This window comes from Lactobacillus acetotolerans DSM 20749 = JCM 3825, from assembly GCF_001436775.1.
GTDB classification, from domain to species: Bacteria; Bacillota; Bacilli; order Lactobacillales; family Lactobacillaceae; genus Lactobacillus; species Lactobacillus acetotolerans.
The window spans coordinates 33,172-46,872 of the sequence record NZ_AYZC01000002.1 but is presented as its reverse complement, the minus strand read 5'-3'; the positions used below and the strand labels follow the sequence as shown (position 1 = coordinate 46,872).

14 protein-coding genes are annotated in these 13,701 nt (G+C 37.8%); 4 read left to right on the top strand and 10 right to left on the bottom strand.

Going from position 1 to position 13,701, the window contains the following annotated elements; translation table 11 throughout:
* Nucleotides 1-60: 60 nt before the first annotated feature.
* The 6 genes from FC77_RS00885 to typA form a co-directional block, all read right to left on the bottom strand.
* Nucleotides 61-1,110 carry a SepM family pheromone-processing serine protease gene (locus FC77_RS00885; protein ID WP_056969609.1) on the bottom strand — a complete coding sequence of 350 codons (1,050 nt, stop codon included), beginning with the start codon at nt 1,108-1,110 and terminating at the stop codon, nt 61-63.
* A complete protein-coding gene (gene coaD, locus FC77_RS00880) occupies nt 1,100-1,594 on the bottom strand; it encodes a pantetheine-phosphate adenylyltransferase (RefSeq protein ID WP_056969606.1) in 495 nt (164 codons plus the stop codon). The genes FC77_RS00885 and coaD overlap by 11 nt, the downstream gene beginning before the upstream one ends.
* Nucleotides 1,594-2,145, bottom strand: a complete 552-nt coding sequence (gene rsmD / locus FC77_RS00875; RefSeq protein ID WP_056969604.1) for a 16S rRNA (guanine(966)-N(2))-methyltransferase RsmD — start codon at nt 2,143-2,145, stop codon at nt 1,594-1,596. Before rsmD ends, coaD begins: the two co-directional genes overlap by 1 nt.
* Nucleotides 2,145-2,486 (bottom strand): YlbG family protein, encoded by a 342-nt coding sequence (locus FC77_RS00870; RefSeq protein ID WP_056969602.1) that lies wholly within the window; start codon nt 2,484-2,486, stop codon nt 2,145-2,147. Before FC77_RS00870 ends, rsmD begins: the two co-directional genes overlap by 1 nt.
* Nucleotides 2,483-3,667, bottom strand: coding sequence for an FtsW/RodA/SpoVE family cell cycle protein (locus FC77_RS00865; RefSeq protein WP_054681248.1), 1,185 nt, complete (start codon nt 3,665-3,667; stop codon nt 2,483-2,485). The genes FC77_RS00870 and FC77_RS00865 overlap by 4 nt, the downstream gene beginning before the upstream one ends.
* 98 nt (nt 3,668-3,765) lie before the next feature.
* Nucleotides 3,766-5,607: a translational GTPase TypA gene (typA, locus tag FC77_RS00860; protein WP_056969600.1), complete on the bottom strand. Its 1,842-nt coding sequence runs from the start codon at nt 5,605-5,607 to the stop codon at nt 3,766-3,768.
* Nucleotides 5,608-5,856: 249 nt separating this feature from the next.
* Between typA and def the strand changes: the two genes are divergently transcribed.
* From def to FC77_RS00840, 4 genes are all read left to right on the top strand, one after another.
* Nucleotides 5,857-6,411 (top strand): peptide deformylase, encoded by a 555-nt coding sequence (gene def, locus FC77_RS00855; protein ID WP_056969598.1) that lies wholly within the window; start codon nt 5,857-5,859, stop codon nt 6,409-6,411.
* Nucleotides 6,412-6,621: 210 nt separating this feature from the next.
* Nucleotides 6,622-6,849 (top strand): DNA-dependent RNA polymerase subunit epsilon, encoded by a 228-nt coding sequence (locus FC77_RS00850; RefSeq protein WP_054681250.1) that lies wholly within the window; start codon nt 6,622-6,624, stop codon nt 6,847-6,849.
* A 6-nt stretch (nt 6,850-6,855) separates the two neighbouring features.
* On the top strand, nt 6,856-8,535 hold the full coding sequence (gene rnjA / locus FC77_RS00845; protein WP_056969596.1) for a ribonuclease J1: 1,680 nt from the start codon (nt 6,856-6,858) through the stop codon (nt 8,533-8,535).
* Between the two features lie 39 nt (nt 8,536-8,574).
* Nucleotides 8,575-9,522: a diacylglycerol/lipid kinase family protein gene (locus tag FC77_RS00840; protein WP_056969594.1), complete on the top strand. Its 948-nt coding sequence runs from the start codon at nt 8,575-8,577 to the stop codon at nt 9,520-9,522.
* Nucleotides 9,523-9,580: 58 nt separating this feature from the next.
* Here FC77_RS00840 and FC77_RS00835 read toward each other — a convergent pair whose 3' ends face one another.
* From FC77_RS00835 to FC77_RS00820, 4 genes are read right to left on the bottom strand one after another with little or no spacing between them, the layout of a single operon-like run.
* On the bottom strand, nt 9,581-9,970 hold the full coding sequence (locus tag FC77_RS00835) for a DUF1828 domain-containing protein (RefSeq protein ID WP_056969592.1): 390 nt from the start codon (nt 9,968-9,970) through the stop codon (nt 9,581-9,583).
* Nucleotides 9,970-12,342, bottom strand: coding sequence for an SF1B family DNA helicase RecD2 (gene recD2 / locus FC77_RS00830; protein WP_056969591.1), 2,373 nt, complete (start codon nt 12,340-12,342; stop codon nt 9,970-9,972). The genes FC77_RS00835 and recD2 overlap by 1 nt, the downstream gene beginning before the upstream one ends.
* Nucleotides 12,335-12,982 (bottom strand): tetratricopeptide repeat protein, encoded by a 648-nt coding sequence (locus FC77_RS00825; protein WP_056969590.1) that lies wholly within the window; start codon nt 12,980-12,982, stop codon nt 12,335-12,337. The genes recD2 and FC77_RS00825 overlap by 8 nt, the downstream gene beginning before the upstream one ends.
* On the bottom strand, nt 12,982-13,641 hold the full coding sequence (locus FC77_RS00820) for a histidine phosphatase family protein (RefSeq protein WP_056969588.1): 660 nt from the start codon (nt 13,639-13,641) through the stop codon (nt 12,982-12,984). The genes FC77_RS00825 and FC77_RS00820 overlap by 1 nt, the downstream gene beginning before the upstream one ends.
* Nucleotides 13,642-13,701: the final 60 nt, after the last annotated feature.

The following is a 13,701-nucleotide window of genomic DNA, read 5'->3' as shown; positions in this document are numbered from 1 at the left end:
CTCATTATTAAAGTACGCAAAAAAAGCTCAGACCTTCGTCTGGGCTTTCTAAAAATATAATTAATAATGACTCTTCAAATACTTAAGCGCATCTTCAAATGAGCTCACTGGTACAATCTTCATCTTAGTATGAATCTGTTTAGCAGTCTTCTTGGCAACCACGTAATTCGTCGCAGATTTTTTCACACCGGTAGAATCAGTCGGGGCAAAGAATATTTCTGCACCGGCTTTACTTGCAGACACAACCTTTTTATCGGCGCCACCGATAATTCCAACCTGACCATTGGGAGCAATTGTGCCTGTACCCGCAACTTTATGACCCTTAGTCAAATTGTGATTAGTAAAGACTTCATAACTGGTTAACGTAAACATTAACCCGGCAGAAGGGCCGCCAATTTGTCCCGCATTAATAGTTAATTTAGGTTTAGTTGTGACTTTAACGTGCTCAACTAATTGAATACCAATACCAGCCTTATTTGTTCCTTCAACGTGAACAATTTTTCCTGTAAAAAGTTTCTTTTCATCATTACGTAAAACTGAAATGGTAACCTTTGAACCAATTTTCTGTTTTTGCAAATAGGTCATCATTCCTTCAGTTGAGTGAAAATTGTGACCATTTGCTCCCAGGACAGTATCGCCCACCTGTAGCTTATTCTTAAAGCTAGAGTGCTTCTGTACATTTAACACATAAACACCCTTATAGTTTAACTTAGGCTTAAGACCAGCCTTTTTTGCCGCATAGTAAATGGCATTTTGCTGGCTGGTATCCATAAACCAGCCCTGCAATTCTTGATACTGGCTACCAGTCTGCCCGCCTAGTAATTCAGAACTAGGAATCCGGGTATCAAATTTTCTGGTGTAACTCCACAAATATTGGGCTACCGAAGCCGGCCTACTAGTCTCGCTTACAGTTACTAAATAAAAATTATTGGGCTTTTTATTCTTAGATTTAATAAATTGCCCAACAGGTACAGCTTCACCAGGGCTTTCAATATAATAATTTGTTGGCCAGCAAGCAACAACTGTCACCACGACCAAAACTATGAGGGCAATTAGCCAATTACGAGCTTTATTCCTGTTCTGTTTAGCCTGTTTCGTCTCATTTTGCATGGTTTCGTCGCATCTTTTCTTTCAGTGCTCGGGCAGATTTTTCAGGTAAAAATGCACTCACATCCCCAGAAAATTTGGCTACTTCTTTGATCATGCTGGACGCTACAAAACTATTTTTTGAAGCAGTAAACATTAAAACCGTTTGGACATCTGGATCCAACTGCTTATTTATTCCTGCAATTTGTTGCTCATAGCGAAAATCATCACTATTTCTGACCCCGCGCACAATCACGCTAGCCCCCAGTTCGCGGGCAACATTAACCGTTAAAGCATCAGGTCGTTTCAAGACCACAATTTTGGGATTACCTTTCAGAGCATCCTGAACCAACTTAACCCGTTCATCAGCACTAAATATATACTGTTTGGCAGTGTTGGTCATTACGGCGACATAAACCTTATCAAAAATTTGCGCTGCTTTTAAAGCAACGTCAACATGCCCATTAGTAATTGGATCATAACTACCCGGAAAAAGTGCAACTGTCATTAGTTTCCTTTCCGATAAATTCTGACAATAGTTTTACCTAAGTGATGATCTTTAATCAAAGAAAAATCAGGTATCGCACCTAATTCAGTTTCATCATCAGTTTCAGCCACCACAATTGCCTTCTCATTTAAAAGATTTAATTCATCCATTTTTTTCATATCAGTCGCAATTTTCTGCTTTGCATACGGCGGATCTAAAAAAATCAAATCAAACTTCAAAGCTTTTTTTGCAAAATAATTTAATGCAGTATTACTAGACATCTTATAAACAGAAAAACGCTTATTTTCCTTAGTCAAAGCCACATTTTTGCGAATAACTTCCACAGCTGCATAATTAATATCTACAATCGTGGCATGCTCGCAGCCCCTAGAAACTGCTTCAATTCCTAAAGCACCACTGCCACCATAAAGATCTAATACTTGTCCGCCATTAAAAAACTGACCTAAACTATTAAATAAAGATTCTTTGACTTTATCACTAGTAGGTCTCGTTTTTCTGCTTTTCAACGTATATAAGTTACGCTTGGCATATTTACCTGAAATAATTCTCATTACAGTTGATCCTTATTCTTTTCCTGCACTTTTTGCAACTTGTCTTCAGCTTTTTGTGCTAAATCAGTAATTTGTTGCTCAATATGATCACTGCCTAAATCGATACTCTCTTCTTTAGAAGATTCAACTTTAACCACAAACGGTAAGCTACTTATTTCATTAATTATTTGTTTAGCATCTTTTTTATCAACGTATAAAATGCAGTAACGTAACTTCTTTGAAAAATAGACAATATCACCAAAATGCCGTAACTTGTACTGATCACTAGCTGGCTTGAGGTGGACAATTAAGCCTAACCTTTTAGTTATACCAGTATTTTCTAAATCTTGATTAATACTCATGCGACCGTATCTTCGGCCTCCCTTTTAATCTTTTCATTAGCTGCAACGTTTAGGACTAATCCGATTGACGCTGTTAAAACAATCATCGACGAGCCGCCATAAGAAACAAACGGCAACGTGACCCCCGTGATAGGAAGTAGTCCCAAGACGGCACCTACGTTAAATAGTGTCTCTGTAAAAATAATAGTCGTTACACCAAAACAAATCAAAGCATTGAATTGAGTAGTAGCATGTATACCCACTTCCATAATGCTCCACATCAAGTAGAACAACAGGCCAACGATAAAGATGGCCCCTATGGCACCAATTTCTTCGGCTGCAACAGCCAAAATAAAGTCGGTATATGGTTCTGGCAGATAGCCACGCTTTTGCATGCTGTTACCTAACCCTACACCAAATAAACCACCGTTATGAATTGCATAATAGGAGTTAACCAGTTGGGCACCACCCTTTCGTTCGAGCTTAAAGGGATGCATGAAAGACATCAGCCGCTGAAATTGATAACTGTCTTGCAAAAATTTAGGATTCCAAGATATAACAATGAAAAATACCAGGAATACAATTAGGGCAATTCCCACCAGCCAGCTCAAAGCGATTTTCGTTGGCACACCAGATACGGAGAACATTACCAAAACAATCATGAAGAGAATGGCCGTACCACCAAAATCTGGTTCAACAATAACCAGGCACATCATAAATGCTGAAAGCAATGCTGGATGTGATAAATTTTGCCAAATGTGCCCCTTTTGAAATTTACCGTCACGGCGGTTCAACACATAGGCAAGGTAAATGACCAGTGCCAATTTAGCAATTTCAAGTGGTTGAATGCTAATAAAGCCTAAATTAATCCAGCCAACGGCACCATTAACAGCCGCACTAGACCCCTTAATAACTTTCAAAACCACCAAAAATGCTAAAAGGAAAATACTAATGGCTAAGAACCAGGCAACAAAACGCCTACTTTTGAAAACATTAAGCTTTAACGCAAACATTGGGATGCCAAAAAGGGTAAAGGCTACAATAGCGTAAATAGCTTGCTTAATTCCATAAGTAGCCGGTTTAAAGCCATTAACCAGTAAAATATCTGAACTTGCTGAGTAAACTAAAATTACCCCAAGAATTACAAGCAACAAATATGGTATTAAAATGTGATAATCCAAATAATGAATTTTTCGCCGCACTCGAGCCGTCTCCTTTTGATTAAATAAGTATCTTAGTCATTATAAAACAAAAAAGCCGCCACTTCTATCAAGAAATGACAGCTTTTAAAGTTCATTCATTAATTGTGTTTACGTCTCTTATCAGCCTTTTTACGTTCTGAAGTATTCAAAATCTTTTTACGAAGACGGATAGACTTAGGGGTTACCTCACAATATTCATCATCATTTAAGAATTCGATAGCACTCTCGAGCGTTAACTTCTTAGGTGCTTTAATCGCAGCGGCATGGTCTTTACCAGCAGCACGAGTGTTAGTTAAGTTCTTACCTTTAATAACGTTAACGGCAATATCCTTATCACGAGAAGATTCACCAACAATCATACCTTCGTATACCTGAACACCGGCACCGATGAATAATTCACCACGCTGTTCAACTGTTTGAAGTGAATAAGTGGTTGATTGACCCCTACTAATAGAAACCAAAGCACCATTTAAACGACCAGGCTCCCAGTTCTTAACAACTGGCTTATACGCTTCAAAACTGTGGTTCATAATACCGTAACCACCGGTTTCAGACATAAATTCATTGTTGTAACCAATTAAACCACGTGATGGGATTAGGAAGTCCAAACGGGTTTGACCGTTTCCAGTAGATTCCATATTCTTCATTTTACCTTTTCTCTTTGAAAGAGAATCGATAACTGAACCAATATATTTATCCGGTGCATCTACCTGAACAGATTCAAATGGTTCACACATCTCACCATCAACTTCACGGTAAATAACCTTTGGACGTGAAAGTTGTAATTCAAATCCTTCACGACGTAATTCTTCAACTAAAACAGAAAGGTGAAGTTCACCACGTCCTGAAACAGTCCAAGCATTTAATTGATCAGTTGGTTCTACCTTCAAAGAAACATCGGTCCGTGTTTGACGAATCAAACGGTCTTCCAGCTTCTTTGGGGTAACCTTATCTCCTTCTTGACCAGCAAATGGTGAATCGTTAGCAACGAAGTCCATTTGCAAAGTCGGTGGATCAATCTTAAGAAGTGGCAAAGCTTCTGGATGATCCTCCGAAGCAATTGTTTCACCAACATAAATATTATCGATACCACTAATAGCGATAATATCCCCGGCTTTGGCTTCTTTAATTTCAATTCGTTTCAAACCAAAGAATCCAAACAACTTGGTTACACGGAAGTTTTGCGTTGAACCGTCACGCTTCATAACGGTGATGTTGTCGCCAACTTTAACTTTACCACGATAAATTCTACCAACACCGATACGACCCACGTAGTCATCCCAGTCAAGCATAGTAATCTGGAATTGAAGCGGTTCGTCAGAATTATCAATTGGGGCTGGAATATGCTTGATAATAGTGTCAAAAACAGGCTTCATAGTGTGCTTTTGTTTCTTAGGATCTGGATCATATGATGAAGTACCGTTTAAAGCAGATGTGTAAACAACTGGGAAATCAAGCTGTTCATCATTAGCGCCTAATTCAATGAAGAGTTCAAGAACTTCGTCCAAAACTTTCTTAGGACGGGCACCGGGACGGTCAATCTTGTTAATAACAACAATTGGCTTAACTCCGGCTTCCAAAGCCTTTTTTAACACAAAACGGGTTTGTGGCATGGTGCCTTCATAAGCATCAACTAACAAAAGCGCACCGTCAACCATATGCATGATCCGCTCAACTTCACCACCGAAGTCTGCGTGTCCAGGTGTATCCAAAATATTAATGGTAGTATCACCATATTTAACAGCGGTATTCTTAGATAAAATGGTAATACCACGTTCACGCTCAATTGCGTTTGAATCCATAGCCCGGTCTTCCAAGTGCATATGCTCTGGCAACGTATCAGACTGTCTTAGTAATTGGTTAACTAAGGTAGTCTTACCGTGGTCGACGTGGGCAATAATAGCGATGTTTCTAAGATCGTTTCTTCTTTTTTCTGACAAAAGTATTCCTCCCCACTCCTCAATAAAAAAACTGTGACCTTGTCACAGTTTCGGCGGCGCTTAGAGCGCTGATCGAAGTGTTTTACATTCGTATAGTTACGTTAAGTGATTTTACCACCTAACTATATACCGGTCAACGCTTAAACCTCAGTAAAGTTTTTTTATTCAATATTCATTAAAAATTAAGTCAAGTGGTTCAAGTTATGTTAAAAATATATAGTAAAGACTTTTTATAAAGGAGTAATTCAATTGATTTTAATGAAAGATATTATCCGTGATGGTAATCCAATATTACGGGAAGTAGCAAAACCATTAACTTTCCCACTAAGTGATCATTATAAAAAATTAGGTAATGATATGATGGAATATTTGATTAATTCACAGGATCCTAAAATTGCCAAAAAGCACCAATTACGTGCCGGCGTCGGTTTGGCTGCACCGCAAGTAAATGAAAGTGTGCAAATGGCTTCATTATTAGTACCTGATGACAATGGCAAAATAATTTTTAAAGAAACTTTCGTTAATCCAGAAATAATTTCTGAATCAGTTAGGCAAGCTTGTTTAAGTGAAGGTGAAGGATGCCTAAGCGTTGATAAAGTAATTAATGGTTACGTACCGCGTCCAGATAAATTAACCATCCACTACTACACATTAGATGGTAAAGAAAAAACTATTCACTTAAAAGATTATCCAGCCATTGTTGCTTCACATGAAATTGAGCACTTACATGGCCACCTCTTCTATGACCGCATCAATAAGAAAGACCCATTTAAGTTAAGTGACGACACGATCGTTATTTCTTAATACTTTTATTTTTTTACTTAATTTAAAGCTGCCAGTCGATACTGACAGCTTTTTAAATTATGTTTATTTACATATTTTAATAGGTAAAGCATTTGAACTTGTTTCTATACTTGTATCTATAAGTATGATAGAATTTTTACTAGCTGTTGAATATTTTTTAGTATTCACAATAAGAACGTTTTTAAACAATTAAATAAGGAGAATACAAATATGATCTACAAAGTTTTGTATCAAAAAGACAAAATTGTCAGTCCCCGAAGAGAAACAACTAAAACTCTCTATATAAAGGCTAACAATTTAGTAGATGCTAGAACAATGGTTGAAAATAATACCCCCTACAACATTGAACTCATCCAAGAATTAACGGGTAATTCTTTACAATATGAAAAAGAACACGCTGATAATTTTAAATTAACGTCGTTCGATCAGAAGAAGTAATACAGAGTGCGAATAAAAAATAATGAAGTAGCCGTTTTTGCAATCGGGGGGTTGCATGAAATCGGTAAAAATATGTACTGTGTCCAATACCAAGACGAAATTATCGTTATGGACTGTGGGATTAAGTTCCCAGAGGACGATCTTCTTGGTATCAACTACGTAATTTCTGACTATTCTTACTTAGTTAAGAACAGAAAGAAAATCAAGGCTTTAGTTGTGAGTCACGGGCACGAAGACCACATCGGTGGTATCCCATTCTTACTTGAAAAGATTCCTGAAATTCCAGTATACGCAACCCCATTTGCATTAGCCCTAATCAAAGGCAAACTGGAAGAACATGGGATTCTTAAGACAACTGAACTCCATGAAGAGCACGAAGATACTGTTCTAAAATTTAAGAAATTAAGTGTTTCCTTCTTTAGAACCACCCACTCTATTCCTGATACGTTAGGAATTGCAGTTCACACACCACGCGGTACGGTTGTATTCACTGGAGACTTCAAATTCGATTTGACACCAGTAATGAACCAACCAGCACCGAATTTTCAGAGAATTGCTCAACTTGGAAAAGAAGGAGTACTTGTCCTTCTCTCCGATTCAACTAACGCCGAAATCAGTCAATTCACTAAATCTGAACGTTTCGTCGCGAAATCGCTGCATGATATGATCACTGGTATTCACGGAAGAATTATCTTTGCTACTTTTGCCTCCAATCTTTACCGTGTATCTACGGCGATTCAAGCGGCAATCGACACCGGCAGAAAAGTAGCCATTTTCGGACGAAGCATGGAGAACGGTGTTCAAAACGGGATCGACTTAGGATATTTAAATGTTCCTGAGGGCTTGATCGTTGATGCAAACGAAATTAACCATACGCCTCCCGATAAAGCAATGATTCTGTGTACCGGCTCTCAAGGTGAACCATTAGCTGCCCTTTCTAGGATCGCTAATGGTACCCACAGACAAATTAGTTTGCAGCCGGGTGACACCGTGATCTTTTCTTCTAACCCAATTCCAGGTAACACATTGAGCGTTAACCATTTGATTAACAAGTTAATGGAAGGCGGGGCTCACGTTATTCATGGACGGGTAAACAATGTCCATACTTCTGGACACGGTGGTCAAGAAGAACTTAAGATGATGGTTCGGTTAACCAAACCTAATTACATGATCCCTGTCCACGGTGAATACAGAATGCAGGTTATCCATACTAAACTTGCTCAAGAAGCTGGCGTTAAGCCTAATCACACCTTTGTCTTAGATAATGGCCAAGTGGTCTGCTTTGGACCAAACGGAGCTAGAATGGCTGGACGTATTCCTGCTGGTGATGTTTATGTTGATACTTCTGGTACAGCTGATGTCGGAAACGTGGTTGTACGAGACAGACAGATCCTTTCCGAGGAAGGTTTGGTTGTTGCTGTAGCAACCGTTGATTATAAGCACAAACGTGTTTTGGCTGGTCCGGATATTCTTAGTCGGGGATTCGTTTATATGCGTGAATCAACCGATTTAATTAGTCAGGCTCAGAAGCATATTTACCACGTTCTTAGAAATGAAATGGCTAAAACAAATAAACCAAAAGAAAGCGTCATCCGTAAAGCAATCATCGAAAATCTTTCAGACTTCTTATATTCGAAGACTGAAAGACGTCCGATGATCTTACCTATGATTATTGAAAAGAAATAATAAAAAGCCCTAACGGGCTTTTTATTTTTAATCGTGAACATGGATAATAAGATAAAAATACACCTTTTAGTTAATGAAATAGCCGGCAACGGCAATGCAAAGAAAGCTTTTAAAAAAATAACCTCCTTATTAATCAAAGAGAACATCGATTTTAGCTTTCAGAAAAGCAACTATGCGGGTGAACTAATTAATTTAGCAAAAGAATATGCTAATAGAAAGCATTCGGATAATGAAGTATTGCTCGTAATTGGCGGGGATGGATCACTTAACGAAGTGTTAAACGGCATTAAACGTTCTACTTGTCCTGATACCCCAATTTCATATTTACCTTCTGGAACAGGCAATGACTTTGGCCGCGCTTCAGGTTTAACCAATAAACCTGAAAAGTTGCTTGATAACTTAAAAAACAATTTGACACCTAAACGAGCTGATTGTGGTTCATTTAAATTTCCTGGACATCCCCAAAATACTTATTACTTCGCTAATAACTTTGGTATTGGCTTTGACGCATACGTGGTTCAACGCAGTAACAAGGCGAAATTAAAGAAATTTTTAAATGCGATCAAGAGTGGCAAGCTAATTTATGCTTTCAATGTCATTAATGCTTTAAAAAATCAAGATACCTTTTCTGTAGATATTCAAAGTAAGGGGAAAAGTTTTCATTATGATGATGCCTACTTCGTAACTACCACGAATCATCCTTACTTTGGTGGCGGGATTCCAATCTTGCCAGAAGCCAATATTTATAGTCGTAAGCTCGATACAGTCGTGGTGGAAAAGCCCAACCTAAGAAAGTTTATCAAGTTATTCTTGCACCTATTTAAAGATGGTTCACATATCAATGATCCGCAATTTCATTATGTAGAAGCTGAAAAAATCCATGTTAAAACCCAAAGACCTGAATTTGCGCAGGTTGATGGCGAGGTTATTCCTAAGCGCCCCTTCGGCGTTAACTTCGCAGTTAAGCATTTTAATTTATTAATATAATAGGTATATTATTATCCAGCAAAAAGGGCTTGAGATTTAATTCTCGAGCCTTTTTATTTTATTCTAAATAAGAAATAGCAACTTGCAATTGCGCTAGCTTTTCCACTGCTTGAGCAATATCTACCTTAGCAGTTTGCACAGAAATTTCAGCTGAACTTTGATCAAATTCAAAACCAGCACCTAAAGCAATTTCTTCAGCGGTTTGGTAAAGATCTGTATCCGTCACTCCTGGATCCAACTTAAACAATATATGCCCGTCATCACCAATTTTATAAGTATCATCTATTTTTTGAATAAAACAATAAACGGTGTCACCATAAGCATCGATTTCAGTTGTTGCAACTTCAAGCGTGTCTGCACTCATAACTTCAATTTCAGTATGATCACTGACCCAGTTGCCAATTGCATTTTTAACAAATTTTATTTCATTTGAAGTATCTTTAACCATTATTTTGCCTTTAATTTTATACCCTGCATCCCTATCATCGGATCAATTTGACCAGAATAAATCAATTCTGACGTCAAAATATAATCTTTAGGCTGCTTCTTCTCTTTTACTGATTCGTTCTCTGCTGCTTTATCTTCAGTTCCTTCTTGCTCTGAATTTTGTTCACTCATTCCTAATTGTTTACGCAACTTCGCCGTTAACCCGGTTTTACGATCATTGCCAGGTGTATTAAGTGCCATAACGTAAGCCCTGGGATCTCCTACTAAAACCAAATTCTTCTCAGCACGGGTTACCGCAGTATAAAGAAGATTACGCTTAAGCATTACATAATTTTGCATCGTCAAGTTTAGAATTACCAACGGAAATTCAGAACCTTGCGACTTATGAATTGTAATTGCATACGCCCTCGTTAGATCAATTAAATCTTTTTTACTAAAACTGACCTCGCGCTCATCAAAGCTTGCGATCAAACATCTTTTAGAATTTTGCACATCGATTCCTACAATTTTACCAATTTGTCCATTATAAATATCCCTTTCTGGATTATTTTGTAACTGCAGGATTCGATCGCCAATCCTAAAGATTTCATCATGAGCAATTATATACTTACTATCCTTTTTAGGTGGATTCATGATTCCTTGAATCACATTGTTCAAGTTATTAACGCCGCCGTCTCCGTGATACATTGCACCTAAAACTTGAATATCGTCTTTAGAAAACCCCCGTTTTAATGCCAGTTTAACAATTTGGCTAATAGCTTGACTGATTAAGCTCGGTTGACACTTAATAAAAGAATAGTTCTTAGTCTTCTTAAAAATATTATCTTGATCTTTATTGTCATTAATATCATGAGCTAAGGTAATAATCGTCGAGTTTTCACCTTGACGGTGAATTCGTTTGAGAACGGTCGTTGGAAAAGCCTTGGATTTAATTAAATCACTAAAAACATTCCCAGCTCCTACAGAAGGAAGCTGGTCTTTATCGCCAACAAATACAATGTGCCGGGTTTGGTTAATATTCGATATGAGTTGCTTAAACAGAAACATATCAACCATAGACATCTCATCAATGATTAAAATTTCCCCATTTAACTCATTTAAATCATCAGGGTTATTTTCACCAATCCCTAAACCTAAAAGCCTGTGAATGGTTTTAGCAGTAATCCCCGTAATTTCTTCCATTCGCTTGGCAGCCCTTCCCGTTGGTGCCGCTAGAAGGAATGGTGGATCACTACTATAAAGAGCAGAAGCTGGAATATCTGCTAACTCACGCAATGCAAGCAAAATTCCGTTTATAATTGTTGTTTTCCCAGTACCTGGTCCACCAGTCAGAATTGAAATTGGGTGAGTCAATGCATTTTCAATAGCTGCTTTTTGCGTTTCATCATATTTGATCTTTAAACGCTTCTCAGCTTCCTTAATAGCCGCTTCCACGTCCTTAGGATCATACTGTTCGTTCTTATCTTGCTCCTGCCTCTTCTCAACTAAATTTTTCATTATCCGGGCAATATCTGTTTCGGTCTGAAAAATATTTTGCAAAGCTGCATTTTCACCATCAACGACGATCTTTCCTTCATGTTGAAGATCATTTACACAGTTAGCAATCGGATCAAATTTCTTAATATTCAGAAGTTTGCTGGCATCGGTCAGAAGCTTGGCTAGTTCGACGTAAGTATTCCCCTTACTACTTAATTCATCAATTAATATTTGAAAAATTGCACCCTTAATTCTTCGGGGATCCTCAGAGGTAATACCTAATCCACGACCTAATTGATCAGCTCTCTTAAAGCCATAACCGGTAACTTCTGCCACTGAAGCATAAGGGTCTGCCTGTAACTTCTTTAAGGTATCGCCATGATAAAGCTGGTATAACCGTCCAGCGACTTTTTTATTAATTCCAAATTGTGCCAACTTTAGAATAATTTCTGAATACGAATCGATTGAATTGACTCCAGACAAAAGGGTATCTTTTTGCTTTTGGGTTAAAGACAAAGTATCAATTTTAGATGGTTTCTCTTTTAAAACAGATAAGGCATTCAAACCAAGTGCATTAATAATTTTACCAGCAGCTTTTTTACCAATTCCTGGAAATTTATCAGAACTTAAATATCGGGTCAAGCTACCCTCTTCGTGTGGCAAAATTTGTTTATAGCTGCTGGCACGAAATTGCAGTCCAAACTTGTTATGCATAACAAGCTTCCCTTCAAAATGGTAACTACCGTTTACCTGAACGTCTCCAAAACTTCCGGTAACCTTAATTTCATCCCTAGAATAGCCTTTTAATTCGCCAACGATTTCAACGTCCAAAATTTTATATAAATCCTGATCATTTTCAAAAACGATCCCGTTTATTTTGCCTGTAAATTCAACCATTCTTTTTTCCTTTGCCACTGAGCATCTTTAAGATTGATGCATACTGATTTTTGGCAGTTTGATAATACTTCTTATCCATTTTTTTAGAACGAGTAAAATATTTCTCAGCACGGTCACGATTATAAGCAAAAAGCGTCACCCCGAGTAAGAAATTAACTTTCGCTGACCGCTCTTCCTCAGGTATCTGGGTAAAGTTTGTTTTAGCTTGCTTCATATCCCCAAGGCTCAGCCAAATATCACCCAGAAGTTCCCTAACGCGGTTATCTACTTGCTTAACGGTTAATGCAAATGCAAGAGCTTTTCGTTTCTTACCTAACTTTAAATACACCAATGCTTTTTGGTATAAAACCAGATCATCGTTAGGAATCTGATCAAGTAAATTCAATGCCTTATCAAAATCGCCCTGCATGTAGTAACAAACAGCTAAGTTGTAATCTAAATCACGCGGTTTTTCTACCAAATGTTTAGCTTCTTCAAGTAATTTGGTTGCTTGGTCTGGGCTGCCTTGTTCTAAAAGATAAGTAGATAACTGCAGATAATTATCAACATTCTTAGGATGAGCATCAATTTGTTTTATCAATAAGTGAATGGCGCGGTCAGTTTTACCCGCGTCATATAATTTAGCTATTTTTTTATTCATTAGAGTGAATCCGTCTTTGATAATTTTCGGCCTAAATAATCCGTTTCATCCCAAACAACCGGGTGGAAAGTTTTACCACCGTCTTTTGTTTCTAAGATGCTCAAACTGGTATTGCTTAAACCGCCACGTTTACGTACATCTTTTAGAGAATAGCCTAATAATCCGCCCATAATTGCTGAAAGAGCTGCACCATGGCTAACAGCCAAAACTTTATCATTTTCGTTAGGAAAGCGGTGTGCTACTTCACGGGCAAAGTTTTTCCCTCGTTGAATAACGTGTTCGTAAGTCTCGCCATGAAGTTCCGTCGGATCATACTTTTCGGGATGATGCCAGAAATTATCGATTTGTTTAGGAAATTTCTTTTTTGCATCAGCAAATTTCATGCCTTCCATATCGCCAAGGTTAAACTCACGTAATCTTTCGTCAATAATAACGGGTAAATTAGCATTCATTGCATCATCAATTCCCTGTGCAGTATTAAAGGCACGGTCGAGCGGACTAGCAAAAATAGCTCGAAATTTGGTACCCTTCAAATGCTTACCCAGCTTCTTTATATCTTTTAAGCTTTGGGGCAATAATGGTGAATCTCCGTGACCACCCTGAAAACGGCTTGCCAGGTTCCATTCGGTTTTCCCATGACGAACAAAATAAATTTGCATTAGCAGTTATCTCCAATCACTTATCATTTGAGAATATTGTAACAAATAAACAGCTTTTGA

What these genes read in the sequence shown, in the direction of transcription:
- FC77_RS00840 (WP_056969594.1), top strand. Translation starts at nt 8,575, where the DNA reads ATGGATAATAAGATAAAAATACACCTTTTAGTTAATGAAATAGCCGGC.
- FC77_RS00870 (WP_056969602.1), bottom strand. Translation starts at nt 2,486, where the DNA reads ATGAGTATTAATCAAGATTTAGAAAATACTGGTATAACTAAAAGGTTA.
- FC77_RS00820 (WP_056969588.1), bottom strand. Translation starts at nt 13,641, where the DNA reads ATGCAAATTTATTTTGTTCGTCATGGGAAAACCGAATGGAACCTGGCA.
- FC77_RS00850 (WP_054681250.1), top strand. Translation starts at nt 6,622, where the DNA reads ATGATCTACAAAGTTTTGTATCAAAAAGACAAAATTGTCAGTCCCCGA.
- coaD (WP_056969606.1), bottom strand. Translation starts at nt 1,594, where the DNA reads ATGACAGTTGCACTTTTTCCGGGTAGTTATGATCCAATTACTAATGGG.
- FC77_RS00835 (WP_056969592.1), bottom strand. Translation starts at nt 9,970, where the DNA reads ATGGTTAAAGATACTTCAAATGAAATAAAATTTGTTAAAAATGCAATT.
- rsmD (WP_056969604.1), bottom strand. Translation starts at nt 2,145, where the DNA reads ATGAGAATTATTTCAGGTAAATATGCCAAGCGTAACTTATATACGTTG.
- FC77_RS00825 (WP_056969590.1), bottom strand. Translation starts at nt 12,982, where the DNA reads ATGAATAAAAAAATAGCTAAATTATATGACGCGGGTAAAACTGACCGC.
- FC77_RS00885 (WP_056969609.1), bottom strand. Translation starts at nt 1,110, where the DNA reads ATGCAAAATGAGACGAAACAGGCTAAACAGAACAGGAATAAAGCTCGT.
- recD2 (WP_056969591.1), bottom strand. Translation starts at nt 12,342, where the DNA reads ATGGTTGAATTTACAGGCAAAATAAACGGGATCGTTTTTGAAAATGAT.